The following is a 25,238-nucleotide window of genomic DNA, read 5'->3' on the forward strand; positions in this document are numbered from 1 at the left end:
GCTTTATGAAAATCGCATTAATTGCACATGATCGCAAAAAAGATAATTTAGTACAGTTTGCTATTGCTTACCGTAATATTTTAAATGAGCATACGTTATTTGCTACAGGGACAACAGGACAGCGTGTTATTGAAGCTACAGGCTTAGAGGTAACACGTTTCCGTTCTGGACCACTCGGTGGTGATCAACAAATTGGCGCAATGATTGCCAATAATGATATGGACATGGTCATTTTTTTCCGTGATCCTTTAACAGCACAACCACATGAGCCAGATGTTTCTGCACTGATCCGACTTTGTGATGTTTACCAAGTGCCACTGGCTACAAATATGGGAACTGCAGAAATATTACTAAAAGGCCTACAGGAAGGCTTTGTGGATTGGAGACTGATTCAAGAAAGACGAGATTAAAAAAAGACGTGATTTAGAAAGGATGATAATCGAATGAAAAAGCTAAAAATTGGCATTACCTGTTATCCAACTGTTGGAGGCTCTGGTGTTATTGCAACAGAATTAGGAAAAATGCTTGCAGAGAGAGGACACGAGATTCATTTCATCACCTCAAGCGTACCATTTCGATTGAATAAAATTTATCCAACCGTCTTTTTCCATGAAGTAGAAGTTAATAATTATTCAGTATTTCAATATTCGCCATATGATATAGCATTAGCGAGTAAAATGGCGGACGTGATTAAGGATGAAGAGCTAGATGTGCTTCATGTGCATTATGCAATCCCACATGCGGTCTGTGCTGTCTTAGCTCGTGAAATGAGTGGTCGTGACATTGGGATTGTCACAACACTACATGGTACAGATATTTCGGTGCTTGGGCAGGATTCCACTCTTTCACAGGCAATTAAGTATGGTATTGACAAATCTGATATCGTAACGACAGTGTCAGAAGCATTAAAGCAACAAACCTATGAGCTTATCGATACAGTAAAGCCGATTAATACGATTTACAACTTTGTTGATGAACGTGAATACTTCCCTCGCAATTCAGGAAGCCTAAAGGAACAATTCGGAATTGAAGAAGACGAAAAAGTTATTATTCACGTATCTAACTTCCGTAAAATTAAGAATCTTCCTCATATAATAGACGCATTTATGAAGATTCGCGCAAACATGAAGGCAAAGCTGTTGCTTGTAGGAGATGGCCCTGAAAAGCATCGTGTAATGGATCAAGTAAAGGAAAGTCCTTACATGAAAGATGTTCTATTTTTAGGTAAACAAGAAAATTTAGCTGAATTGTATGCAATCAGTGACCTTAAATTATTACTATCACAGCAAGAATCATTCGGGTTAGTCTTACTTGAAGCAATGGCTTGTGGTGTACCTTGTATTGGATCAGCTGTAGGCGGTATTCCAGAAGTCATTGAACACGGTGTGGACGGTTTTATAGTGGGATTAGGAGATACAGACGCAGTGGCAGAATATGCTGTGAACCTCTTGAGTGATAAAGAGAAATTACAACGTTTCCGTGAAGCAGCCATTTGTGCTGTTGATGAAAAATTCCATTCATCAAAAATTGTAGAACAATATGAAAAATTGTATGAAAAGGTTGCTGAAAGAAATCATGCAAAACAATAAAGAATGGCAAGCGGCCTATTCAGTTATTGAACAACTAGAAAACGCGGGCTTTGAAGCAGTAATCGTCGGTGGTGCGGTACGAGATGCCATACTCGGTCGCCCTGCCCATGATGTAGATGTTGCAACAAATGCCATGCCAGACGAAGTAAAATCTGTCTTTAATCACACGGTTGATATAGGAATTCAGCATGGGACGGTACTTGTTATCGTGCCAGCTGGATCGGTGGAGGTAACGACATATCGCACAGATGGGGAATATACGGATCACCGTAGACCAGAGGAAGTGCAATTTGTACGTTCGCTAAAAGATGATCTACAGCGCCGAGACTTTACGATGAATGCCATTGCGATGCGTCGTGATGGCTCATTTGTTGATTTTTACGGGGGGCGCCAAGATATTGAGGCTGGTGTCATTCGAGCTGTAGGTGACGCACAGAAACGTTTTTCGGAAGATGCATTACGAATGCTGCGAGCCGTACGTTTTTCAGCACAGCTCGGTTTTCTAATTGAATCAGAGACCTTGAAAGCAATGCAGGAAAAGGCTAATACTATTTCTTGGATTGCAAAGGAGCGTAAAAAGGCAGAGCTCGATAAGCTATGGGTAGGGAAAGATGTTTTTAATGGTATTAGAAAGCTTGAGGAAAGTAGCTTAGTGAATCATTTAAGTGGTACTTTTCAAGCAGAGGACTGGTGTAAATTTAACACGCAGGACAAGCTATTAGGCTGGGCATATTTTTCAATGTTACAGGGTGATCATTGGCGAGAAGTGCTAGGTGACTATCGTTTATCGAATAAAGAGATGGCATTTGTAAAAGCTGTGTTAGCAGCTTTTAAGGCTTTGAAAAATGGCTGGACGAATATGGATTACTTTTCGCATACACAACAGGAACTCGAGGCAGCTTGTTATTTTGCGGAGCTGAGACAGCTTGACGTTCAAATGCCACAGCAAAGTATCCAAGAAATACAGAAAAAGCTTCCCATTAGACACAAGCAAGAGCTTATTGTAAACGGGACGGATTTATTAAAATGGTCTGGAATAAAAGGTGGACCATGGGTAAAAGAGGCGTTGCAGGCAATGCTTGAAGCGGTTGTCAATGGCGAACTTCAAAATGACCGACAGCACATAAAGAATTGGATAGAACATGATTATTTCAAAAAAGAATGATAAACGTTGATTCTTATCATTTCTTTATGATGAGGAACCGTCTTAACAAGAATAAGACGGTTCCTTATTAATTTAAGCTCTATTTTTTGCTTATCTTTAAAAGTTGAATGTGACATTTGTTAAAACGTATACGATGTACTAAGTTGATTGTAGTGGAGGCTGGCGACTCCAGAAAGCTCTGCTTGTGCGAAAGCGAAGCGTCAGCAACAAATGTTTTAACTGTGCGAAAGCGAAGCGTCAGCAACAAAGCGCCCAACCGAAATCAACCCTACGATATGACGGTGATCCAGCGATACGAAGTAAAATAGTTAAAAATAACGAAGAAATAGTGTGTATAAGATATTTGATGATATTATGGTCAATTGTCATAATATACAGTATGATAAATACAAATTGAATCAATATTTTGCAAGCAAATAAGAGTTTACTAAAGGATTGATTAGCATGAGTATTTCTATGAAGGATGAAATTTTAAAAAGAATATTAACTGCTAATGGTGAAGCAGTTTCGGGTCAGGAGCTAGCAGATTCCCTTGGAGTATCACGTACTGCTGTATGGAAACATATGCAGTCGCTACAGGAGGAAGGCTATACATTTGAAACGGTAAAGAAAAAGGGCTACGTACTGACGGGTGTACCAAATAGCTTAAGTCCAACACAAATTGAACTATTTTTAAATACTGAACGCTTTGGACGTGAAATTCATTATTTTGATATTGTAGATTCAACACAAACAATCGCCCACAAGCTTGCACAAGAAGGTGCTCCACATGGCACGATTATAATCGGTGAGGAGCAGACTGCAGGTCGTGGTCGTATGGCGCGTCCATGGGAATCTGCAAATGGCACAGGTATTTGGATGACTGTTATTGTGAGACCAGATGTCACTCCTCAACAAGCTTCATCTTATACACTTGTCGTAGCAGTTGCGGTTACGATGGCTATTAAAACATTATATAAACATATTGAGCCAGCCATTAAATGGCCAAATGATTTGCTTATTAAAGGTAAAAAATGTACAGGTATATTAACAGAAATGCAAGCAGAGGCAGACTGTGTACAAGCATTGCTAGTAGGCATAGGTATTAATGCGAATCAAGTCGCCTCAGATTTCTCACCAGAAATCGCGGATATTGCTACATCTTTACGTTTAGAAGCGGGTGAAGAAATTAATCGAGCTGCCCTTGTCGCATCAATTTTACAATACTTAGAACAATTCACGGAATTATACGTGAAGGAAGGTTTTGTCAGCATTAAAAAGCTATGGGAACAAATGTCATGTACGATTGGACAACGTATTGAAGTAACGACTTTACGTGGCCGCTTTGAAGGTATTGCCAGTGGGATAACGGATGAAGGTGTATTACAGCTAACAGAGGATAATGGCACAGTTCGGACAATTTATGCTGGAGATATAAGAATTTTATAGGAACATAAACTACAATAAGCATTCACTTATCTAGCAAGAACGTATATTTTCGAATCTGAAAGTATACGTTCTTTCATATTTTTCGAATACATTTAGTTCTATATATTTTTTTCTCGTTTGTAGTCTTGTCTAAAGAAGAACAGAGAAAGTATTAGTAAAATTATTGGAAGAAAAAACAACCCAGAATCATATTTAACTGAATGCTCCATTTTTAGCCCGAACAAGTAAATGAATAATGTAAAAGAGACAGATAAAGAGATCGTTCCCGCTATAGTTTTCATTACATGCCTCCCAATAAAAAACGCTTATTTTATGTTTTCTATTAACTTATCAATATCATTCCATACATAAATAAGTTCTTCTACTATTTTTCCGCCAATTTTTACTTCGATGTTATTTACATATTGTGCACCATAATACTCATAGAAATAACGTGTTTTATTTTCTGCTAATACTTCGACAAATACTTTTTCGTATCCTTTTTGATTAAAATAGGTGAATATTTCTTTGAGTAGTTGTTTTCCGATGCCCTTTCCATGATATTCTTCTAAAAGGTATATAGAAGTCAAATCAGTTGAATTTACTACTGAATTTCTCTTGTGTGTACCACTAGTTGCAAAGCCGATTATTTCTCCTTGTTCATTTTCAGCCACCAATACATAATTCGTAGCATCTGAAATATTATTCTTCCATAGCTCTGTTCGCTGCTCGTAAGATAATCTATTCAAAAAATCATCTGGCAAAATGCCTTTATAAGTTGTTCGCCAACTGTCAACATGTACTTTTCCAATACTTTGAGCGTCTTGAATGTTTGCTTTTCTAATTTTCATATTGATCACCTCGAAAGTCGCACTTTATATCCAATGATTACGGACGTTTCTGACCCGGTTCATCTTTGATTCCTCCTTAACTTACAAAAAATTTAGCACTACATAGTAATATGACTATTATACAATTAATGGGAATTAATTATTGATACAAGGGGTAATCATATAAAATTCTTACTAAAAAGGCATTATCACAAGGGTATAATTCTACCTTCTAGGTATAGAAAAACAAAATGCTCAAGGAAGGAAATATTTATGGATGTTGTACTGCTTTTAGGAGTGAGGAATTCTGTCCTAGCCTTTGGTCTAAGCTTCTTTGGATCCATTATTCCCAGCCCTGTTCAGTAATCTATGGCCGGTAATCCAAACTACTACCCCGGTCCCCCATAATATTAGAGCTGAGCTAAAACCCACAGATGTCCACCATACCATAATTTGGTGATTTCCCCAGGTAACTCTTACAGGTAAAGTAAACAATGTGATTGCCGATTGCAGGCAAAGAAGTGAACCCGAAATATAATACAGATTGACCTGGAAAAGGTGCGCTAGGGGAAAGAAATGAGCACCAACAATGAGAGCCATAACAGGAACAAACAAATCCAAGTGATTGGTAGATTGACAAATTACGGCGGCAGTGGCTATCAAAACGCCTTCTAAACCGAAAATAATACCGAACCACTTATTTTTTCGTTTCCAACGATGGGAATCCTCTCCCATCATCTCGTTTGATAATCTTTTAGATTTCATTATCAATACGATTCCTCCAACAAGCAGTACAACACCAACTAACAAGGATAAGATCAACAGCCAGAGAAATCCCCAGCCCTGCAATCCTCTAATTCCAATTCCTGCCCACAGAGTACCGAAAAATGCCATGAAGATAACGCCAGAAGCTGTCCCGCGCACAGCAGCTCTAGGAATGATGGTTTGCGACATATCATGAACCCTCCTCTTTCAATTTCATTTTAACTCCTTTCAGCAAATGTTTTCGTAGCGAAAGTGAAACGTCAGCTACAAATGTTTTCGTAGCGAAAGTGAAACGTCAGTTACTTTTCAGTAGGTGCCCAAACGTCCGCTGAGCAAGAGGAACACAGGCTAAGACCTTCACATCCTGTGAAAACGCCCGAGTTACAGTGTAGTGAATTCACGTAAACGTACAAAATATTTACTACAGGTTTGGCCTACTCAATAACAAGTGGATACACTGGTGTTCGTAGGAATCGCCCAAGCCAAGTTTTGGATAAGTGGTGGGTAGTTCAAGACGAATCTCTAATAGAATATGTATACTAACACCTCAGTTATAGTATGAAATGGATGAGCAATTTTTGTACATCATTATTCAAGCCGGAATGTACATAGTTAAATTAGCATTTATACTCAGGAAGTGGAAAAAATGAAAAACGAATATGTACAAATTGAAATTACCGAAGATGTAACCCACAAATTATTTACCGGAATAGGATTTATTATAAGGTGGGATGAAAGGGAGTATGAAAGTGGGGGAGTCGTATGTTTAACTTCTTTCAGCAAATGTTTTCGTAGCGAAAGTGAAACGCCAGCTACAAATGTTTTCGTAGCGAAAGTGAAACGTCAGCTACAAGTGTTTTCGGCAGTTACAGAAGTCTCTCACCTCAATAGGTGGTGAGATGAATACGGATTTAAACTACTTTTCAGCGGGTGTTTGGACACCCGCTGAAAAAGAGGAGCTCACTCTAAGACCTAAAATAGATGAATCTTGTAGCCAACTTTATTTCAACTTTAACTGTAAGTCACCATGAGAAACAGTTACTTTTAACTGGTTATCACCTTTAAAAGATTGTGATACTTTGCTGTTTTGTTCCTTCTTATCAACTGTAAGATCCCCGAAGTCAGTTTGTAATTCATAGCCAAGCTCATCTTTTTTATTTTGTAAGCGAAGCGTAGTATCTCCAAAGTTAGACGTAATAGTGGAATGGCCATTTAATGTTCCATCTATGTTAATATCACCATGTTCACTTTCAGCAACGAAGCCATTACTTGAAAATTGTTTTAAATTCATATCACCAAATGATTGTGTAATCTCTGTTTTATCACCAGTAGTGTCTTTAAATATAATGTCTCCAAAATCTTCAATAAGATTTAACTCCTGATAATTCAGACCACGAATGGTTGTATCTCCAAAATTACTTTCAAGGATAACGGTTTTCAATTTTACATCTGAAGGAACATAGATTTTGATGGAAGGAGTTCTGAAGCTACCAAATCCGAATTCAAAACCATTCTTCTTCTTACTCTTAGTTTCAACAGTTAATGTATGATCTTTAATACTGTACGTCACATCATCATTTTTAATAACATTTGTTTCTAATGCATAATGATCACTAGTTACAATTTCAACATCTCCATAGTGATTGATAACATTGAGATTAGTGAAATCATCTAGTTTATAGGAGTTGTTTACTAGTGTATTGTTCTCTGGCAATTGGATGCCTTCATCATTTAACACAAAACTCCATTTCCCGCCAGAGAAATAACCAACTAGAGCTAACAGCATGCCAAAAGCAATCATAGTAATGGCGATATGGGTATGTCGAGATGTCATTAGTATCCCTCCTTACGCTTCTTCGTTATTTTATGGAATAGTTTACCTAATGCTTCAACACAAACAACAACGATTGTTTTGATCAAACGAGCAACGATTGGGAAAAGCAGAGTGCCCAGACCTGTTACGATAAAGCCAACACCCATAAAAAGTAACGCTGTCGGCCAGTGCTGAGTTAAAATGAACAAGCCTGAAATAAGAGCAACAATTCCACCAAAAAAGATACTAAGTACAGTTGCGATAATTGCAATGATAATACTGAAGATAACGGCTCCAAATGAAAAAATAAGTGCTATAGCAACTGCAAGTAATGGTAATGAAAGTGGGGCAGATAATATTGCTAGAATGATAATCCAAATCGCAGATATATTTTTCTTAGTCGAAGTTGAAGTTGTTTCTAAATCTTTTAATGCATAATCCGTCATTATTTGTGATGCAACATGAGAAGGAGAACCTAGCTGTTGAATGACCTTCTGTTCGTTTTCTTCTCCTGCTTCATCGAAATATTCCTCATAATAGGCAAGCGCAATATCAATCTCATGCGCTGGAAGACGTTGTAATTTCCCCCGTAGCTTTTTCAGAAAGCTAGCTCTATTCATCATATTTCCCTCCTATAAGTACACAATCAACCATCTCTTTATACTTTTGCCATTCTTTTAATAGCTCCAGTAATCGTATCCGACCTTGTTCAGTAATTTGGTAATAGCGTCTATTCCTCCCTTGGTAGGGCTGATCGTAGGTTGTTAAGCAATCTGCTTTTTGTAAACGACGTAATACTGGGTACAGCGTAGATTCTGATATATCCATCACGGATTGTATTTGCTGTGTTAATGAGTAACCATAAGCATCCTCTTTATCGACGATGGCGAGTACACAAGCGTCAAGTAAAGCTGAGCCAAGTTGAAATGTCATCTTTTCTCACCTCACAATGTAATACCTATACAAGGTTTTATATTATATGTCGTATAGTATGGTGGAAGTATATTACATATTGCATTTGATTGTCAAATTTTATTAAAAAATTTAAGCGGAAAATAAAAATGATAATAGTGTCATTTTAATTGACAATAAAAGGTATATTGAATATGATAAAAATGACAGTTGTGTCATTTTAAGTGTTTGGAGGTAAAGATAGTGCCAAAGGTAAGCCATGAATATGTGCAGGAAAAGAAAAACAGCATTTTAGAAGCAGCTATAGCAGTATGTAAAGTTAAGCCACTTTATGACATTTCGATGAGGGATATTATTAAAGCGTCAGGAGTAAGTCAGGGTGGGATGTATCGTTATTATTCAGACTTAGATGAAATACTTATTGAGGTTATTAATCATGTAAATATTAATGCAGACTATAAACATATTATCGATAAAATTACGGATACGAGTAATTCTCCCACAAAGACAATCATTAAATTATTTAATTTTCTTGGAGAGTACATGAAGGAAAATATATCAACAGTTGGCAAAATTCAATTTGAGCTTACGATTTTATTTGCTAACAATCCAGATAGAGAAAAGAAAATTTTATCGAACATTTATGAGAATGAAAGTGGGCAATATTTGATGCAACAAATTTTTCATTCAATCGATAAGGGTATTTCTTCAGGATGTTTTCAGCTTGAGATTTCGATAGAGGATTTATCTACTTTTATAATGACGTCCATTGATGGCATTGTGAGAGACGTTGTCTTGCAAAAATGTTACGGGGTGTTCTCAAATGATCAAGTGCAGTTTGATGAGATTCGTTTGATGAATACACTTTGCAAATCCGTATTATTACTATTGGGTACAAGAGAAGGGGAGGATTAAAGTTGGCAATAGAGGTAAGAAGATTTCTATTTTATACCTTTGCAACGTCTTGGATAATATGGGGCAGTTTAGCCTTATTAACGCAACTAAATTTGCTGAAGTTTGGAAATGCAACATCAATGCTTTTATTTATTCTCGGCGGAATTACTCCGGCAATTTGTGAGATTTGGTTGAAAAAGAAATATTCAACTAAAGAAGAGTTCAAATCATTTATCCATAATGTGAAAAATCCTAAGCATCCTGTATCTTGGTACATATTTGCAATCGGATTAGCATTTGTAGCTTGTTTTTTACCAACTCTCTGGGGCGGAGCAACTATGGAGAATCCAATGTATCTGGTCTTACTTGAATTCCCAATCATGATTATCGGAGGAGGATTGGAAGAGATTGGCTGGCGTGGCTTTTTACAGCCGACATTACAAAAAAGATGGTCTCCCTTCACGAGTACAATTATTGTGGGTATTATTTGGGCAGTCTGGCATTTGCCATTATGGTTTGTTCTTGGATCAAACCAAATAAACATGAACTTCCTATGGTTTTCTTTAACAGCTTTAGCGCTATCTTTTTTATTAACAATCATTTACCTATCCACTAAAAGTATTTTTCTCTGTATTATTTTCCACGCTTTAATTAATTCATTTTGGGTTGTCTTTGTACCGGTTACAAATGTATCATCTGGATTATTCACATTTTTATTTGCCCTGTTCCTATTTACGGTATTTGAAGTTTATCGAAAATCAAACTTTCAGAAACGAATGGTTTGAATTTGGTAATAGTTATTGATCGTAATTATTAGAAAATAATATTTGAAGATTACTAGGTGAATCTGTTATAGTATGTGCGAAGGGCAGTATCCTTTTGTGAACGGCACCTTCAAAACGTAAGAACAATTTACAATAAATATCTGCCTTGATCTTTTAATGACAGGGACGGAAGAAAACAAGCGTTCAAAAATATAACTTGATTCAATGGAATGGGCAATTCTCTCAAAGAGATTTGCTTCGATATCCCTTTATTAAGTTATGGCCTCTAATCTAAAACAAGAGGTGATTTTTGATAACGAACGAAACACTACCCTTCTGTCTATTTTAGGAACAGAAGGGTTTTTCTGTTTTCTTTCCTTAAAAAAAGGAGGACTACATGATGAAAACAACTTCAGATTTTTTAAAGATGAAGGCAGCAGGTGAGAAAATCGTTATGCTTACTGCATATGATTATCCTGCTGCAAAATTTGCCGAAGAAGCAGACGTCGATATGATTCTAGTGGGAGACTCACTAGGTATGGTAGTACTAGGCTATGATTCTACAATGCCAGTAACAGTAGCAGACATGGTCCATCATGCAAAAGCAGTGCGCCGCGGTGCAAAGGATACGTTTGTTGTTGTTGATATGCCATTTGGTTCGTATCACGGTGATGTACACGAGACGTTGAAAACGGCAGTATCTATGATGCAAGAAACAGGAGCAGATGCACTAAAGTTAGAGGGAGCAGACGATGTTCTACCAGCAATTCGTAAATTAACGTCAGCTGGCATTCCAGTGGTAGCTCATTTAGGTTTACTACCTCAATCAGCAGGAGTACTTGGTGGCTACAAGGTTCAGGGTAAAACAGCTGAACAGGCAACCAAACTCATTGAAGATGCAAAAAAATGTCAAGAGGCTGGAGCATGTGCAGTCGTTTTAGAATGTATTCCACATCAGCTAACAGAGATGGTATCTGCTAATCTTATTATTCCAACGATTGGTATTGGAGCTGGTGTAGAGGCTGATGGACAAGTTTTGGTTTATCATGACATGTTAAGCTACGGTTTACATCATGTACCAAAATTCGTGGAACAGTTTGCTAATATGGGCCAAGAAGCAAGCCATGGAATTGCTAGTTACGTAGAAGCTGTAAAGGCGGGTACATTCCCTGCACCGAAGCATTTCTTTACGATGAAAGAAGAAACATTGGACCAGTTATACGGGGGCGTAAAGTAATGAAAGTCGTCACTACTATCCAAGCGCTAACTATAGAAATTCAAGCAGCTAAACAAGCTCAAAAAACAATTGGACTCGTTCCAACGATGGGCTATTTACATGAGGGCCATTTAACCCTTGCAAAAACAGCTCGCGACGAAAATGATTTAGTCGTCATGAGTATATTTGTCAACCCAACTCAATTTGGACCAAACGAAGACTTTGAAAGTTATCCGCGTGATTTGCCACGCGATACTGCTTTAGCAGAGTCTGTCGGTGTAGATATTGTTTTCGCACCGAGTGTGGAAGAAATGTATCCTCATGATGGCGGTATTCGTATACATGCGGGTGAACAGGCAACCATTCTTTGTGGGGCGAGTCGTCCAGGACATTTTGATGGCGTTTTACAGGTCGTAGCAAAATTATTTCATTTAGCACAGCCGACACGGGCTTATTTCGGACAAAAAGATGCACAGCAGGTGGCAATTATTGCGACGATGGTACGCGATTTTAATTTCCCTTTGGAAATGAGAGTAGTACCCATTGTACGTGAGGAAGGCGGTTTAGCGAAATCCTCTCGTAATGTGTATTTAAGTGAAGCGGAGCGAATTGAGGCACCCGCCATTAATGAAGCGCTACAGCTTGCTCGTAATAGCTTTTTAGCAAATGGTGATGCAGCGAGTGCGCTTGCTAAAGCGAAGGCACACATTACAGCACGTACACATGGGAAAATTGACTATATTGAACTGTTAGCGTATCCAGATTTAACACCCGCATTTCCTAAAACGGAGCAAGTGCTTATAGCGACAGCCGTCTATATTGGTAAAACTCGTTTAATTGATAATTGTATCTTTAATGTGAAAGAAGGATTGTAAAATGTTACGAATGATGATGAACAGTAAAATCCACCGAGCTACAGTGACACAAGCAGATTTAAACTATGTTGGTTCTATTACGATTGATGAGGATATTTTAGATGCAGTAGGAATGCTACCAAACGAAAAGGTGCATATCGTTAATAACAATAATGGCGCACGCTTTGAAACGTATATTATTGCAGGGGAACGTGGATCAGGCGTTATTTGTGTGAATGGAGCAGCAGCACGCCTAGTACAACGTGGAGATATTGTAATTATTATTTCTTACGTGTATGTAGATAACGAAGAGGCAAAAGATCATAAGCCAACAGTAGCTATTATGGGCGAGGGTAATTCAATTAAAGAAATGATTGCCTTTGAGCCAGAAGCAACAGTGATGTAGTGTGATAAAAGTGGCTACTTGATAATTTTTTTATAAGATGATTGAATTCATCAAATTTGAAAGTGTACATTACTAAATTAAAGCCTTCGGACGCCATTATGCCGAGGAATAATTAGGTGATGTACACTTTTTATTATGTCAAAAAATGTTAAAGAAAAGGCGTATCATAGATTTGAAATGAAAGATCTGTGTTTCATTGATTTCCTATGAACACTATAGAGAATTTAGAAAGTTGTCCAAATTAAAATATTGCGTTAACGATACCTTCCTACCTTCTTTGTGCCAGCGATGATAGACTTCAAATACAAGATGTATATTGTTATTTGAACGTTCCTCAACTAAGTATTTGATGGTTTGGAAGCTACGCCAGTAGTCATACATAATACTCGTTAAATTTTTTGCTTCATAACTAGCAGTACCAAAATCATCTAATAAATGTTTACCGTATTTATCTTTAAACAAATGAATCAATTCTAATTCTTTCTTTGCAATTTCATCGAATTGATTTTCATTGAGAGTTAATTTTTTTGATAAATATTCGCACATCCCTTCTTCAAACCAAATGCTATCCAGTCGATCATCATCAAATTCATCGAGAAATAAATCCGAATGATGTGTTAGTTCATGGGCTAAAATGCAAAAAATATGATCATTGCTAATCGTTTTATAGTATTCCTCAATTTCAACATGTTGTAGACCTTCTAATTGTCTTAAAAATAACTGTCTCCAATCCTCAAGGTTCGGGTTCATATAGATAATATCTTTATTTGTATAAGCAGGAATAGGTACAGTTGAAAAGATGTTTGTCGCAATTTCTTCTGAAGTCCATACAATCGCCTTAGGGATATCATGGAGGTCATATTCTTTTTCTAATAGTTGACGATAATTCTCTAATTTTTCAATAAAATATTGAGTTGGTTGTATATTATTATGATATTGTTCTATATTTTCATATGCAAAAATTTGTTTCATTTCTGAAGTATACCCCCTTTTAATTGTACCTTTTAAATTTTAGGTTTTTGGCTCATAACCATAAGTTGTGGATGCCATTTGTAAAGACGTCGCCTTGTATATAAGTTGATTGGAGTGGAGGCTGGGCGACTCCTTGGGGATCAGCGAAAGGGGAACGAAGGCTAAAACCATCACGTCCTGTGATAACGCCTTCGTGACCAACATCGTGTTGGCCCGAGACCCTGGAGCGAGCACATAAAGGAACGAAGGCTAAGAGCATCACGTCCTGTGATAACGCCTTCGTGACCAACATCCTGTTGCCCCAAGCGGCTCATCGGACGCCCCCAGGAAGCTCTGCTCTGCGCGAAAGCGAAGCGTCAGCAGCAAATGTTTTCTGTAGCGAAAGCAAAGCGACAGCTACAAAGCGCCCAGTCGGAACGGAAATCAACCACACGTTATGGTGATGGGCCACGTCTTTAACAGATATTATATATTAATTTGAAAATTCTTACTGTGAATCCTGATAATCGTTCAGAAGTCTTTTTTTATGAACAATCAACAATGGTGAAGGGATGCCGCTGAGCCAAATATATGATAAAATTCATCTATCTAATGTGAACTGTGAGTTGAGATGTATGATGGAAAGTCAAAAGTATGCAATTGTTGATTTAGAGACGACCGGTCATTCACCGGCAAATGGGGACCGAATGATTCAAATAGCAATTGTTATAATGAAAGATTGGGAAATTGAACAAACGTATACGAAGTTTATTTATCCAGGTAAAGCTATTCCAATTTTCATTCAGGATTTAACGCATATTACGGATGAGGATGTAAAGGATGCCTTGCCGTTTGAGGCACATGCCGACTACATATATGAACTGCTTGCCGATTGTGTATTCGTCGCGCATAATGCAGATTTTGACTTATCCTTTTTACAAGCAGAGTTCAAGCGTGCGGGTTTATCAAAATGGCAGGGTAAAAAGATGGACACGGTTGAGCTTGCCAAAATTTTGTTCCCAATGTCACTTGGCTTTAAGTTAGGTGATTTAGCGGCAGATTTAAATATAGAGCTTACAAATGCACACCGAGCAGATGACGATGCCCGTGCAACAGCGGAGCTCTTTAAACGATGCTGGAAGGAGTTACTCAGTCTCCCTCAGCTAACCCTAGAACAAATGCATAAACGTTCATTCAGATTGAAGTCAAATTTATCTCAGCTTTTCTTCGAGGCTCTTCAAATTAAACGACAGCATGTAACTGCTAATGAGAATGTCTCCTACTACCGCAATTTGGCTATTTGTGATGGACGAAAAAAGTATACAAATCATGCAGAGGTTGTATCATATCCACAAACAGCAGCTGACAAAACAACATTAATGACAAAAGCAATGTCGAATTTTGAGCAACGACCAGCGCAATTCGAGATGATGGACACGATTTGGCAAGCACTCAATGACAAAAGGGAATGCGTTATAGAGGCCTCAACAGGTATTGGTAAAACAGCAGGCTATCTACTTCCAGCGATTTTGTATGCTCGAGCAGTCGATAAAAAAATTGCGATTAGCACGTATACGTCACACTTGCAGGAGCAACTTGTTGAGGAAGAGCTACCAAAGATTGAAAAAATCCTTGGCACAAAAGTAAATATCGCTGTGCTTAAGGGAATGCAGCATTATATTGATGTTGCACGCTTTGAGCAATGTATGGCATATGCTGATGAGACTTATGATGATACATTTACGATTTTGCAAATTCTTGTCTGGCTGACTAAAACTGAAACAGGTGTGCTAAGTGAGCTCAATGTATCAGGGGGCGGGCAACTATTTTTAGAGAAAATCCGTAAAATGCCTGATGAAAAACCTTCAAAGGGCTTTGATTTTTATGAGCAAGCGTTAAAAAATAGTGAATTTGCTGATTGTATTGTAACGAATCATTCTATGGTACTCAGTGATTTAGTCCGTCAAACACCAATATTTACACAAATTGACGGATGGATCATTGACGAAGCACATCAATTTATACAATCTGCTATGCAGCAAGATGAAGTTGTCTTCTCCTATACGCAGTGGAAGTACATTTTCGGCCAAATCGGAACGATAGAGGAAACTGCTTTGTTCCAGCAATTTAGTCAGGCCGCTAAGAAAAAACACCGTGTTTCTATGCAAAGTTTACAGCGACTAGATGCACAATTTATACGTCTACAACGGACATTCGATGAAACTATGCAACGGGCTGTACAAAAAATGCAGCAACAAATAAAAGGGAAGCAAGCTAGTAGTAAATGTACTTTGTTTTTAGAGGATGTAACGCTAGCAAAAGAACCGCTTCTACAAGTGAGTAAGCTTACACAACAATGGCTTGATCTTGCTACAGAAGTAGGGCAGTCCTTTGAAAATAATATTGAACAATTAGATAAAAATGAACTCTTTATTTTATCTGAGTGGCATTATTGGATTCGTGAATTAAAAGTAAAAATCGCGGAATGGGAAGAAATTTTCCTATCGTCACAGGATGATAATTCAGTATGGCTAGAATTTGATGTAAGGAGCGTTCCTGGCAGCATACACGTCTATAAAAAGCCTGTTAATGTCACATCTATCATTGAAAAAGTACTTACGCCTCTTCGTAAGCAGGCAAGTATTGTGTGGACTTCAGGTACTTTAACGGTGCCAGGTAATGAGCGTTTTGTAACGAGTCAACTTGGTATTTCTAATAGTGTGCAAGTAATAAAGCTCCAAGCACCACCATCCTATTATGCAGGTGCGAAGGCATTTATTGTCACCGATATGCCTGAAATTCAACATGTGACTCAGGACGAATATATTGAAGCGGTTGCTCATGCAATTACACGTACCGTGAGAATGACTGAAGGACGTTGCTTTGTCCTATTTACCGCTCAGGACATGCTTCGAAAAACAGTGGAGCTTATTCAAGATAGTGAACTCCTTGATGACTATATGCTCTTTGCACAAGGAGTTACGGGTGGTAGCCGTATGCGAATTCTGAAATCATTCCAAAAGTTTAGCCATGCCGTTCTTTTTGGTACAAACAGCTTCTGGGAGGGTGTAGACGTTCCGGGTGATGCTCTTGCATCGGTGATCGTTGTACGCCTGCCGTTCTCTTCACCGGAAGAGCCTGTATTTAAAGCGCGAGCAAAACATATTACCGCACAAGGTCGCAATTCTTTCAATGAGCTTTCATTACCAGAAGCCATCATGCGTTTTAAACAGGGCTTTGGTCGTTTAATCCGTTCATCACAGGATAAAGGAGCCTTTATAGTTTTGGACCGCCGTATTTCAACAAAGTCGTACGGCAAGGAATTTGTTAAGGCATTACCACCGATTGATGTGAAGAAATTGCAGCTACCGGAGTTGTTAAAGGAACTTAATAATTGGCAGAAATAGTTGAAATCCCTTTTAGTAGTTTTGCTAAAAGGGATTTTTTTGGTGGGATTTATCCCAAAAGTAAGGCTACCTGAGCGAATTTTGAAGAAAGTAAAAGCCAGGTGACTCGAGCGGATATAAAGTAGAAAACAGAGATCCTGAGCTATATAGTCTGCAAGCAGAGAATAAGATTTACTCATTAAAAAAGCCCTCGACGTTTGCGGGGGCTAGTTGCTGTTATAAAACTTCTTTGGTCTGCCGAAAGGACTAGACATCCCGTAATCATCATACCTTCATCAGTAATGTTATTGATCTTTCTACTAATAATTGCTATAGAATCTTTTGTATCTTCTCTTGGGCTTTTACAAAGTCTAGTTCTATAGCTTTGTTTTAAATTTTTGTCTAATAAACCGGTAGTTCAAAAAAGAATTCCTACCATCTACGGAAACCAGGTCTAAAGCCGGGGAAAAACGGTCTTCCAAACGGGAAAAACGGGCTTATTGGGAAAAACGGGCTTACTGGAAAAAATGGGCTAACAGGGAAAAACGGTCTTCCTGGGAAGAATGGTCTCCCTGGGAAAAAAGGTCTTCCGAATTGGCCCATGCCTGGAGAAAATCGGCGTCCATCATCAAAACGCATTGGATTTACCATTTTTATAACTCCCTTCAATTGATATAGTATAGGCTATGTTCAATCAATGAAGTGGCTTAGACTAAGACACAGGTTTGGGATTTTTGCAAAGGGCGATTTTGTATTGCGCCTAAAATTGCCATTACAGATACACTTCAATTGGCATCTGGACCAATGTCAGTGTGAAGTGAAATTGTTATTCAATGTAGTGAAGTTCTTTAGTTAAATAAATAGACCACTCAGAATGAGTGATCTATTACGTACAAGAAATCTTGTCATTGACATCATCTATTAAAAATTCAACACAGTTTCTGCCTCGTTCTTTTGCTTGATATAACGCTTTATCACATCTTGATAATAATGTATTTCGTGTATCTCCATTTACATAGCTAGTTACGCCGAAGCTACTAGTTTTTCGCTGCACAATAGGGAATTGATAATTTTCTAATTGTTGACGAATTTTTTCAGAAATCTTAACAGCCTCATCGAGTGTAGTTTGAGGGCAAATAACTAAAAACTCCTCACCACCCCATCTTCCAACTGTATCTTGCTCTCGAATCGTATTTTGTAATATCTGGGCTACGTTCATTAAAACTAAGTCTCCTACTTGATGGCCAAACTCATCATTGACTTCTTTAAAATAATCAATATCTAGTAGAATAATAGAAAACGTGGTCTCATGATGTTGAGCTTGTTCAAATGCTTCTTCTAACACGTAATCTAACCTTACACGATTTGGAACTTGAGTAAGTCGATCGGTATTTGCTAATTTTTCAAGCTCAAGTTTAGCTCTTTCTAGCTCTTGTGTTCGTTCTTTAACTTTATATTCGAGTGTTTCATTTAGGATTTGTTGTATTTCCTGAGTCTCTTTTTTAATAATATTGATTTTATCACCTAATGCTAATGACAAAAATATAGACTCAAAAATAGCACCAACTGCAGGAACTTCCTCAAATATAACTGGATGGAATGGAATTATACTTAAAAAAGCCAATGCTTGCACAATGATAGAACCAAGTAAAACAGTCCAACCTACCATATAATATCTAGCCATTTTCTGACCTTTTAACAATACAATAATTCCTGATAACCAAAGGAAAATAAAGACAACTACAGCCAAAATAATTGTGACATTATTAGTAATTGCCACATCAGGGATAATGAATGAAGCAATTAAAGAAAGTACAGTGCCCCATAATAGTAAATTTCCGAAATTGTGGAATCGAGGTAAATATTTTTTAAGTTCAAGAAACTCTTTACAAAATAGAATCATAAAAAAAAGTAAAAGATTCCCACTTATAGCGGAGGATTTTATAAAAAACAATTTAGGCAAAAATTGTCCTAATAGCTCAATATCTAAAGAATTCAATGTAGCCTGATAGAGGATAAAACTAAACATATACAAAACATAGTAAAAGTAAGCCTTTTCTTTTAACGAAAAGAATAAAAATAAATTGTAAATTAATAAAGCTAATAAGAACCCATAAAACATTCCTGTTAAATATTTATAGTCAATAATCTTATTGATGAAGCTATCCGTTGCAAAAAGAAAAGAAATTGAACTTAATGGTAATTCTCCATCTAATTTTAAATAAATTTCTTTGACGGATGGTTCTTGGATTTGAAATAAATTCGAACGATAATGAATGTTTTGATCGTCCACATTTGATATTCCTCTTTTTTGAACACGATAGGAGCCATCTTCTTTCACTAAATACATTTCAATGCTATCTAGTTTGTCTGTTACCTCTAACCAGTAAGACTCCTGTTTATCTTTTAGTATTTTTTTAGTATCCAATCGAAGCCAAATTGTATCATTCGTATGCCCAAAAAATACATAATCGTCCTTACTAGCGACAAATGATTTGTTATATGTCCCACTTAATAAATCTTCTATTGTAATTTTTTTTGAAGGGTCACGAAAAATATCATAATGTTTTCCTAATAGAATAGGTTCAGATAGTTCTTCAGCATGACCTGGTAAGCTGAATAGTGTAAAAGTAAATATAAGTACGATAAAAAAATAAAATAACAGCTTGGATTTCTTAATTTTATTTTTCATCATTCAATCTTTCTCCTATCTCAATCCCTTTCTTCAGTCATTTGTAAGGATGCTGATGAAAAGTTAAGTAGAGTGCTGTAAAAATAGAGTGTTATGTAAATATATCACACTTTATTCTATATTTAGGATTTTTAAGTGCGGAATAAAGGTTTAAAATAAAAAATTACATGAATTGGTACCGAAGGAAGATAGATTGGTTAGGATTCCTTGATTATCAAAGACCATAAGAGCAAGAATGAACACGAAAAATTCAGGAATTCAATGAACTACATTCAGCTGAAGAGCTATTATATATAGGTAATACGTGGGATTTAGTTATGCTGCTAAGCCATTAAAAGCAATTTATTATATATGATTCACTAGCATTCCTTTTGTTTGTAGCCTGCTATGCACTTTGTATAAAACAACGGTTATTGCTAAAAATAAGACCGTCAAAATGAGCGTTTTAATTACAATAAGTATTTGTTGTTTTCTCGCTTGTTATGACAGTTTTTTTGCAATGACGACGCTTTTCATACATGTGAAGAATGAACTTCAAGTGTATAACTGGCTTCGTATTTACAAATAAGGGAGGTGTAAACGTGAGCGTAGTATATAGAGTCGCTCTAGTGTTAGTCATAATTGGAGCAATCAACTGGGGACTTATAGGATTCTTTAGAATTGATTTAGTTGCCTATTTATTCGGTGGACAAACAGCAGTTTTGTCTCGATGGATTTATGCTATTGTCGGGTTAGCAGGGCTAATATCTATTCCGATTCTAATTATGCGATTTGATGAGGATGAAGACCTTGATCCTCATACGCGCATAGACAGGAATCCAAGCTATGGCATGGAGATTGGTGATGAAGAAGATTTTACTGCATTCAAAACAATGGATGTGCTAAAAGAAGAAAAAAAGGATTCACATAGCAAAAATAAACACCATAACAGAAAATAACTCCTAGTTTAATGATATTACTCCAAAAAACTTATGAACAATGTGAACTGCCCGTAAAAGTTAGACATCAATCTAAATTTTACGGGGGTTTTTTGTTCGTGGCTATGAAGGATAGTGAAGTGGATATTAGCTATTACTTAGAAAGGCGAAGGATTGGGCGATGGATTGCTCAAAAAGGAAGTCTTATGCTGACTATTTATTGGTGTGCCAATATATCTTCAATCAAAAATGCGATATAGAGATTTGTTTTTGTAAATGGATTACTTAGGTCCATATCTAAAAGAGTCTCTATTTTTTTTAGTTTATAAAGTACTGTGTTGCGATGAATAAATTGTCGTTCACTTATCCTACGAGTACTACCATTCTCCTCGAGAAAAATGCGTAAAAATTGTACGTAATCTGTGTTATGCAATTCATCATAGCGATAAAGCTGACCTAAAATATCTTGGCTATATGATTTGATCAATGTTTGATTTTGCACAGCCATAATAATTTTATAGGCACCAATTTCTTTATATTTATATAGGAAGCGGTTGTTATGAAGCTTTGCTAATTGGATTACTGTTAATGACTCATCATAGCTTTTGCGAACATTTTCAAGCTCTTTATGAAAATTTCCTTTACCAATAATAATATCTAAGTAACCATTTTTTTGTGTAATTTTGTCGTAAATTTCTTCAACAATTTTTGAGAAGGGAGTATTAGGTGTATTGATTTGTGCTTTGTCGATTAAAAAGATGAGGTGATTTTTATGCTTTAGTTTTAAGAAGCGTTTATATCTATTTTGAAATGCAAATTGGATCATGACCTCGTAACGGTCAATGTTAGCTTGTACACTATGTGTTGTACATGAAATGATGGCTAGTTCTCTACTTTGTGGAAATCCTAGTAGTGCTAATTGATCCTTAATATAGTTGGCGTTTTGTTTGTAGTGAAAAAGTAAGTTATAAAGAACCTTTTCTTCGATAGACAGCTCTTGATGGTGATTGGCAATAAATTGAAATGTTGTTTTTAATAGATCGGCTATTCGATAATTCCATGGCATGAGAAAAATAGGGAAATCATATTCGTTAGCAAAAGAGATGACTGAATCTGGTATTTTTGGAATATATGGACCAGTATTAATGATAAAACCTGCTACCTTTTTAGAGAACGCTAGTTTTACAAGCTGCTCTAAGGAATCTCCTCCAGAAGATAAATTAATACCTGTAGTAACGACTAATTCATTAGGTCTACAAAACATAATTAAATCGATGCTTTCTACTACGTTAATCCCTGTAACTCTTCGATACGTTCCGTTATGTCCAGCTACTAATGTTAGCATTGGGAATTGAACTCCCTCTACAATTTTGCGAATTGTCCCCATTTCTTCCCCCCTTATTATGAACATAACTTACCATATATTATGTGCAGATGCACATATTTTTTTAGTTTGCTAGCTATATCTCATAATTTTTATCTTTTATAGAATGTGAATAACTACTGTGAAAGAGAGGAATTGCATATGTATAAGTGTAATAGTAGACGATTGCAAGAGTTAATTGAACAATTTAGTCAATTTGGAGCTACCGAAAATGGTGGCGTAACTCGTTTGTCTCTTTCGAATGAGGATGTACTCGCAAGAAACTATTTTTGTGAGTGTTGTGATGAATTAGGAATGGACATCAAAGTCGATGATATGGGTAATATTTATGCTATTCTCCCTGGGAAAAAGGATGTCGCTCCAATTGTTATGGGGTCGCATTTAGATTCCGTTGAAAAGGGTGGGAAATTTGATGGTGTATTAGGCGTTTTAACGGCTATAGAAGCCATTAGAACGTTAAAGGAAAACGAGATTGAACTAGATATCCCAATAATGATTGTTAATTTTACGAATGAAGAAGGCGCTCGTTTTGATCCAGCAATGATGAGCTCTGGTGTCATTTCATCTAAATTTGAAAAAGAAAAAATGCTGCAATCTGTCGACAAGAATGGCACTAGTTTCAAAGAAGCGCTGCGAGCGAGTGGGTATGAAGGAGATCAAGAAAATCGTTTAAAGGATGCTCTTGCTTATATCGAATTGCATATTGAGCAAGGACCTGTTCTAGAGGCGAAGCAACTTGAAATAGGAGTTGTTGAAGGTGTATTAGGAATGGTTTGCTATGAAATTACGGTTACAGGGCAGTCCAATCATGCTGGAACGACACCGATGACAATGCGTCAAGATCCGATGATCGTAACTTCAAAAATCATTACGTATTTACATGAAGAACTCGGAAAAATTGATGAACAGTTAGTATTTACTTTTGGTCGAATGAATGTATCTCCAAATATCCATACCGTTATACCGAACAAAGTGACGTTTACGATTGATTCACGTCATCAAAAACCAGAGATTATGCAAAAAGTTGAAGATATACTGAAACATCTTCCTACAGAGGATATGGGCTGTAACATTAAGCCAGTTAAGCTTTGGGGGAGAGATACAGTTTATTTTGATACTCATATTTGTAATGAAGTGGCAATGGCTTGTCAGAGCTTCGGCTATACTGCTCATCGAATGTTTAGCGGAGCGGGACATGATGCGCAATATATGGCAAGTATTGTTCCATCAGCGATGATTTTCGTACCTAGTATTAATGGTAAGAGTCATTGTGAGGAAGAGGAAACAACGTTTGAGGATTGTGCGAAAGGAGCAGATGTATTACTTGAAACAGTGTTGACACTGCAAACAAAGTTCAGTATGGGGGAGACCTACACGTTACATTAAGGTAGGTTTTATGAATTAATTGAGCATTCTCCATTATTTTACGAAGGGTGAGGGGCAGAATGAAAAAAATTATTAAAGGTGGACGAGTAGCAACAGCTGCAGATGTTTTTGAGGCAGATATTTTAATTGAAAACGGAAAAATTGTTCAAATGGGTAAAGATTTATCCGAAGTGGGCGCAGAAATTATTGATGCTACTGGTAAAATCGTGATGCCAGGTGGGATTGATCCTCATACTCATTTAGATATGCCATTTAACAATACTGTGACTGATGATGATTGGAAATCTGGTACCATTGCAGCGGCATTTGGTGGGACGACTACTATTTTGGACTTCTGCTTAACGGCTGGCGAAGAAAAACTTTCAGTTGCAGTTGAAAAGTGGCATGACAAGGCGAAGGGGAAATCAGCTATCGACTATGGATTCCACTTAATGATTGGTGATTTAACTCCTGAAACAGAAGCTGAATTGCCGCAAATTTTAGAGCAGGAGGGCATTACTTCTGTAAAGGTGTTTATGGCTTATGCGAAAGAATTTCAAGCAACCGATCGCACCCTTTTTAAAGCTTTTAAAATAGCAAAGGACCTCGGTGCTGTTGTTATGGTGCACTGTGAAAATGGTTCTGTTATTGATGAGCTTGTGGAAGAGGCGCGACGTGCAGGTCATAAAGAGCCGATTTATCATGCGCTCACTCGCCCAGCAGAATTAGAAGGCGAAGCGACAAAACGTGCAATCGAGTTAGCCCATATTGCTGGCGCTACCCTTTATGTAGTACATGTAACTTGTAAAGAGGCAGTAGATGAGATTATTGCTGCGCGTGAAAAGGGTTATAACGTCTACGGTGAAACATGTCCACCATATTTAACTTTGGATCAATCTGCTTTGGCACAACCTGGTTTTGAGGGGGCAAAATATGTTTGGTCCCCACCACTTCGCCCGAAATACCATCAGGATCATTTATGGAATGCTCTAAAAGCAAAACAACTACAAACAATTGGCTCTGATCAATGCTCGTTTAGTTTCAAAGGTAAAAAACAGTTAGGATTAAATGATTTTTCAAAAATTCCTAACGGAGGGCCTTTTATCGAAGACCGTTTCAGCATTTTATATTCAGAAGGTGTAGTAAAAGGGAAAATTTCTATCAATGAGTTTGTCGATATGATTTCCACAAGTGCAGCAAAAATATTTGGCTTATTCCCACAAAAAGGAACGATTGCAATCGGTTCCGATGCCGATATCGTTATTTTTGATCCAGAGGTAAAACGAGAAATTTCGGCTAAAACCCATCATATGAACGTTGATTACAACCCATATGAAGGATGGGAAGTAACAGGTGAACCAGTAAGTGTACTAGTTCGTGGGGAATATGTCATTAAAAATAAAGAATTTGTTGGTGTACTAGGTAGTGGGCAATATATAAAACGCCCATTAAAAACAACTGCTGCAGAAGCACTTAATATTTAGCTTATGACCGATTGCTTTGGTGGAGAACAGAGCAATCGGTCTCGTAATATCTTCATTTAGCTACTGAAGACTATCTTCCTTTATTAATGGTGGGGTGAATGTTGAATGTAGCTCTTTATTCAATAGTGTAATTAATAAAGCTCATCACCAAAAGTTATGGATGACATATGTTCAAGCTTATGCCATGTATATAGGTTGATTGAAGTGAAGGCTGGCGACTCCTTGGGGATCAGCGAAAGAGGAACAAAGGCTAAAACCATCACGTCCTGTGAAAACGCCTTCGTGACCAACATCGTGCTGTTGCTGTCGCTGCGCTTTCGCACAATCAAAATCCTCTGCTGTCGCTACGTTAGCAATACGCTTTCGCGCAAAAAACATCTGTTGGCCCGAGACCCTGCAGCGCAGCGGATATTTTCTGTGCGAAAGCGTAGCGACAGCAAATGT

General features: G+C 37.3%; 24 protein-coding genes. 14 read left to right on the forward strand and 10 right to left on the reverse strand.

Going from position 1 to position 25,238, the window contains the following annotated elements; genetic code table 11:
• Positions 1 to 5 precede the first annotated feature (5 nt).
• The 4 genes from mgsA (at position 6) to ACFTQ7_RS07000 (ending at position 4,182) form a co-directional block, all read left to right on the forward strand.
• On the forward strand, positions 6 to 410 hold the full coding sequence (gene mgsA / locus ACFTQ7_RS06985) for a methylglyoxal synthase (protein ID WP_197141460.1): 405 nt from the start codon (positions 6 to 8) through the stop codon (positions 408 to 410).
• A gap of 33 nt (positions 411 to 443) precedes the next feature.
• Entirely contained in the window at positions 444 to 1,589 is a 1,146-nt protein-coding gene (bshA, locus tag ACFTQ7_RS06990; protein ID WP_386827883.1) for an N-acetyl-alpha-D-glucosaminyl L-malate synthase BshA, read from the forward strand.
• Positions 1,576 to 2,754 carry a CCA tRNA nucleotidyltransferase gene (locus ACFTQ7_RS06995; protein WP_386827884.1) on the forward strand — a complete coding sequence of 393 codons (1,179 nt, stop codon included), beginning with the start codon at positions 1,576 to 1,578 and terminating at the stop codon, positions 2,752 to 2,754. Before bshA ends, ACFTQ7_RS06995 begins: the two co-directional genes overlap by 14 nt.
• Before the next feature lie 444 nt (positions 2,755 to 3,198).
• Positions 3,199 to 4,182 (forward strand): biotin--[acetyl-CoA-carboxylase] ligase, encoded by a 984-nt coding sequence (locus tag ACFTQ7_RS07000; protein WP_386827885.1) that lies wholly within the window; start codon positions 3,199 to 3,201, stop codon positions 4,180 to 4,182.
• Between the two features lie 305 nt (positions 4,183 to 4,487).
• Here the strand turns inward: ACFTQ7_RS07000 and ACFTQ7_RS07005 are convergent, their stop codons facing one another.
• Positions 4,488 to 5,012 (reverse strand): GNAT family N-acetyltransferase, encoded by a 525-nt coding sequence (locus ACFTQ7_RS07005; protein ID WP_386827886.1) that lies wholly within the window; start codon positions 5,010 to 5,012, stop codon positions 4,488 to 4,490.
• A gap of 303 nt (positions 5,013 to 5,315) precedes the next feature.
• Positions 5,316 to 5,945 carry a DUF7010 family protein gene (locus ACFTQ7_RS07010; RefSeq protein ID WP_386827887.1) on the reverse strand — a complete coding sequence of 210 codons (630 nt, stop codon included), beginning with the start codon at positions 5,943 to 5,945 and terminating at the stop codon, positions 5,316 to 5,318.
• 457 nt (positions 5,946 to 6,402) lie between these two features.
• On the opposite strand from ACFTQ7_RS07010, the gene ACFTQ7_RS07015 reads away from it, so the two are divergent.
• Positions 6,403 to 6,654, forward strand: coding sequence for a hypothetical protein (locus ACFTQ7_RS07015; RefSeq protein ID WP_386827888.1), 252 nt, complete (start codon positions 6,403 to 6,405; stop codon positions 6,652 to 6,654).
• Positions 6,655 to 6,756: 102 nt separating this feature from the next.
• On the opposite strand, the gene ACFTQ7_RS07020 is transcribed toward ACFTQ7_RS07015, so the two are convergent.
• From ACFTQ7_RS07020 to ACFTQ7_RS07030, 3 genes are read right to left on the reverse strand one after another with little or no spacing between them, the layout of a single operon-like run.
• Positions 6,757 to 7,590 (reverse strand): DUF4097 family beta strand repeat-containing protein, encoded by an 834-nt coding sequence (locus ACFTQ7_RS07020; protein ID WP_386827889.1) that lies wholly within the window; start codon positions 7,588 to 7,590, stop codon positions 6,757 to 6,759.
• The gene (locus tag ACFTQ7_RS07025) at positions 7,590 to 8,192 is read right to left on the reverse strand and encodes a DUF1700 domain-containing protein (protein ID WP_386827890.1); all 603 of its coding nucleotides are present in this window, start codon (positions 8,190 to 8,192) and stop codon (positions 7,590 to 7,592) included. Before ACFTQ7_RS07025 ends, ACFTQ7_RS07020 begins: the two co-directional genes overlap by 1 nt.
• Positions 8,182 to 8,502 carry a PadR family transcriptional regulator gene (locus ACFTQ7_RS07030; RefSeq protein ID WP_349660815.1) on the reverse strand — a complete coding sequence of 107 codons (321 nt, stop codon included), beginning with the start codon at positions 8,500 to 8,502 and terminating at the stop codon, positions 8,182 to 8,184. Before ACFTQ7_RS07030 ends, ACFTQ7_RS07025 begins: the two co-directional genes overlap by 11 nt.
• Positions 8,503 to 8,724: 222 nt before the next feature.
• Here ACFTQ7_RS07030 and ACFTQ7_RS07035 point away from each other — a divergent pair, with 222 nt between their 5' ends.
• From ACFTQ7_RS07035 to panD, 5 genes are all read left to right on the forward strand, one after another.
• Positions 8,725 to 9,396: a TetR/AcrR family transcriptional regulator gene (locus tag ACFTQ7_RS07035; RefSeq protein ID WP_386827891.1), complete on the forward strand. Its 672-nt coding sequence runs from the start codon at positions 8,725 to 8,727 to the stop codon at positions 9,394 to 9,396.
• A gap of 2 nt (positions 9,397 to 9,398) precedes the next feature.
• Positions 9,399 to 10,160 (forward strand): CPBP family intramembrane glutamic endopeptidase, encoded by a 762-nt coding sequence (locus ACFTQ7_RS07040; protein WP_386827892.1) that lies wholly within the window; start codon positions 9,399 to 9,401, stop codon positions 10,158 to 10,160.
• A gap of 379 nt (positions 10,161 to 10,539) precedes the next feature.
• Positions 10,540 to 11,376, forward strand: a complete 837-nt coding sequence (gene panB / locus ACFTQ7_RS07045; RefSeq protein WP_386828010.1) for a 3-methyl-2-oxobutanoate hydroxymethyltransferase — start codon at positions 10,540 to 10,542, stop codon at positions 11,374 to 11,376.
• On the forward strand, positions 11,376 to 12,230 hold the full coding sequence (gene panC / locus ACFTQ7_RS07050) for a pantoate--beta-alanine ligase (protein WP_386827893.1): 855 nt from the start codon (positions 11,376 to 11,378) through the stop codon (positions 12,228 to 12,230). Before panB ends, panC begins: the two co-directional genes overlap by 1 nt.
• 1 nt (position 12,231) lies before the next feature.
• The gene (panD, locus tag ACFTQ7_RS07055) at positions 12,232 to 12,615 is read left to right on the forward strand and encodes an aspartate 1-decarboxylase (protein ID WP_349660811.1); all 384 of its coding nucleotides are present in this window, start codon (positions 12,232 to 12,234) and stop codon (positions 12,613 to 12,615) included.
• A 213-nt stretch (positions 12,616 to 12,828) separates the two neighbouring features.
• On the opposite strand, the gene ACFTQ7_RS07060 is transcribed toward panD, so the two are convergent.
• Positions 12,829 to 13,587 carry a hypothetical protein gene (locus tag ACFTQ7_RS07060; RefSeq protein WP_386827894.1) on the reverse strand — a complete coding sequence of 253 codons (759 nt, stop codon included), beginning with the start codon at positions 13,585 to 13,587 and terminating at the stop codon, positions 12,829 to 12,831.
• Between the two features lie 614 nt (positions 13,588 to 14,201).
• Here ACFTQ7_RS07060 and dinG point away from each other — a divergent pair.
• Positions 14,202 to 16,973, forward strand: coding sequence for an ATP-dependent DNA helicase DinG (gene dinG / locus ACFTQ7_RS07065; RefSeq protein WP_386827895.1), 2,772 nt, complete (start codon positions 14,202 to 14,204; stop codon positions 16,971 to 16,973).
• A 411-nt stretch (positions 16,974 to 17,384) separates the two neighbouring features.
• Here the strand turns inward: dinG and ACFTQ7_RS07070 are convergent, their stop codons facing one another.
• Together ACFTQ7_RS07070 and ACFTQ7_RS07075 are read right to left on the reverse strand one after the other, a co-directional pair.
• Complete coding sequence (locus ACFTQ7_RS07070; RefSeq protein WP_386827896.1) at positions 17,385 to 17,603, reverse strand: hypothetical protein; 219 nt, start codon at positions 17,601 to 17,603, stop codon at positions 17,385 to 17,387.
• Positions 17,604 to 17,838: 235 nt separating this feature from the next.
• On the reverse strand, positions 17,839 to 19,647 hold the full coding sequence (locus ACFTQ7_RS07075; RefSeq protein WP_386827897.1) for a sensor domain-containing diguanylate cyclase: 1,809 nt from the start codon (positions 19,645 to 19,647) through the stop codon (positions 17,839 to 17,841).
• A gap of 578 nt (positions 19,648 to 20,225) precedes the next feature.
• Here ACFTQ7_RS07075 and ACFTQ7_RS07080 point away from each other — a divergent pair.
• On the forward strand, positions 20,226 to 20,582 hold the full coding sequence (locus ACFTQ7_RS07080) for a DUF378 domain-containing protein (RefSeq protein WP_386827898.1): 357 nt from the start codon (positions 20,226 to 20,228) through the stop codon (positions 20,580 to 20,582).
• Positions 20,583 to 20,778: 196 nt separating this feature from the next.
• Here ACFTQ7_RS07080 and ACFTQ7_RS07085 read toward each other — a convergent pair whose 3' ends face one another.
• Positions 20,779 to 21,948, reverse strand: coding sequence for a PucR family transcriptional regulator (locus ACFTQ7_RS07085; RefSeq protein WP_386827899.1), 1,170 nt, complete (start codon positions 21,946 to 21,948; stop codon positions 20,779 to 20,781).
• A 138-nt stretch (positions 21,949 to 22,086) separates the two neighbouring features.
• On the opposite strand from ACFTQ7_RS07085, the gene ACFTQ7_RS07090 reads away from it, so the two are divergent.
• Together ACFTQ7_RS07090 and hydA are read left to right on the forward strand one after the other, a co-directional pair.
• Entirely contained in the window at positions 22,087 to 23,331 is a 1,245-nt protein-coding gene (locus ACFTQ7_RS07090; protein WP_386827900.1) for a Zn-dependent hydrolase, read from the forward strand.
• A gap of 59 nt (positions 23,332 to 23,390) precedes the next feature.
• The gene (gene hydA / locus ACFTQ7_RS07095; protein ID WP_386827901.1) at positions 23,391 to 24,794 is read left to right on the forward strand and encodes a dihydropyrimidinase; all 1,404 of its coding nucleotides are present in this window, start codon (positions 23,391 to 23,393) and stop codon (positions 24,792 to 24,794) included.
• A gap of 177 nt (positions 24,795 to 24,971) precedes the next feature.
• On the opposite strand, the gene ACFTQ7_RS07100 is transcribed toward hydA, so the two are convergent.
• A complete protein-coding gene (locus ACFTQ7_RS07100; RefSeq protein WP_386827902.1) occupies positions 24,972 to 25,172 on the reverse strand; it encodes a hypothetical protein in 201 nt (66 codons plus the stop codon).
• Positions 25,173 to 25,238: the final 66 nt, after the last annotated feature.

This window comes from Lysinibacillus sp. NPDC056959 (genome assembly GCF_042674095.1).
Taxonomy (GTDB): Bacteria; Bacillota; Bacilli; order Bacillales_A; family Planococcaceae; genus Lysinibacillus; species Lysinibacillus zambalensis.

Bases quoted from the DNA above. Each gene is read 5' to 3' on its own strand.
- mgsA (WP_197141460.1), top strand. From the start codon at position 6: ATGAAAATCGCATTAATTGCACATGATCGCAAAAAAGATAATTTAGTA.
- bshA (WP_386827883.1), top strand. From the start codon at position 444: ATGAAAAAGCTAAAAATTGGCATTACCTGTTATCCAACTGTTGGAGGC.
- ACFTQ7_RS06995 (WP_386827884.1), top strand. From the start codon at position 1,576: ATGCAAAACAATAAAGAATGGCAAGCGGCCTATTCAGTTATTGAACAA.
- ACFTQ7_RS07000 (WP_386827885.1), top strand. From the start codon at position 3,199: ATGAGTATTTCTATGAAGGATGAAATTTTAAAAAGAATATTAACTGCT.
- ACFTQ7_RS07005 (WP_386827886.1), bottom strand. From the start codon at position 5,012: ATGAAAATTAGAAAAGCAAACATTCAAGACGCTCAAAGTATTGGAAAA.
- ACFTQ7_RS07010 (WP_386827887.1), bottom strand. From the start codon at position 5,945: ATGTCGCAAACCATCATTCCTAGAGCTGCTGTGCGCGGGACAGCTTCT.
- ACFTQ7_RS07015 (WP_386827888.1), top strand. From the start codon at position 6,403: ATGAAAAACGAATATGTACAAATTGAAATTACCGAAGATGTAACCCAC.
- ACFTQ7_RS07020 (WP_386827889.1), bottom strand. From the start codon at position 7,590: ATGACATCTCGACATACCCATATCGCCATTACTATGATTGCTTTTGGC.
- ACFTQ7_RS07025 (WP_386827890.1), bottom strand. From the start codon at position 8,192: ATGATGAATAGAGCTAGCTTTCTGAAAAAGCTACGGGGGAAATTACAA.
- ACFTQ7_RS07030 (WP_349660815.1), bottom strand. From the start codon at position 8,502: ATGACATTTCAACTTGGCTCAGCTTTACTTGACGCTTGTGTACTCGCC.
- panB (WP_386828010.1), top strand. From the start codon at position 10,540: ATGAAAACAACTTCAGATTTTTTAAAGATGAAGGCAGCAGGTGAGAAA.
- panC (WP_386827893.1), top strand. From the start codon at position 11,376: ATGAAAGTCGTCACTACTATCCAAGCGCTAACTATAGAAATTCAAGCA.
- panD (WP_349660811.1), top strand. From the start codon at position 12,232: ATGTTACGAATGATGATGAACAGTAAAATCCACCGAGCTACAGTGACA.
- ACFTQ7_RS07060 (WP_386827894.1), bottom strand. From the start codon at position 13,587: ATGAAACAAATTTTTGCATATGAAAATATAGAACAATATCATAATAAT.
- dinG (WP_386827895.1), top strand. From the start codon at position 14,202: ATGATGGAAAGTCAAAAGTATGCAATTGTTGATTTAGAGACGACCGGT.
- ACFTQ7_RS07070 (WP_386827896.1), bottom strand. From the start codon at position 17,603: ATGGTAAATCCAATGCGTTTTGATGATGGACGCCGATTTTCTCCAGGC.
- ACFTQ7_RS07075 (WP_386827897.1), bottom strand. From the start codon at position 19,647: ATGATGAAAAATAAAATTAAGAAATCCAAGCTGTTATTTTATTTTTTT.
- ACFTQ7_RS07085 (WP_386827899.1), bottom strand. From the start codon at position 21,948: ATGGGGACAATTCGCAAAATTGTAGAGGGAGTTCAATTCCCAATGCTA.
- ACFTQ7_RS07090 (WP_386827900.1), top strand. From the start codon at position 22,087: ATGTATAAGTGTAATAGTAGACGATTGCAAGAGTTAATTGAACAATTT.
- hydA (WP_386827901.1), top strand. From the start codon at position 23,391: ATGAAAAAAATTATTAAAGGTGGACGAGTAGCAACAGCTGCAGATGTT.
- ACFTQ7_RS07100 (WP_386827902.1), bottom strand. From the start codon at position 25,172: ATGTTTTTTGCGCGAAAGCGTATTGCTAACGTAGCGACAGCAGAGGAT.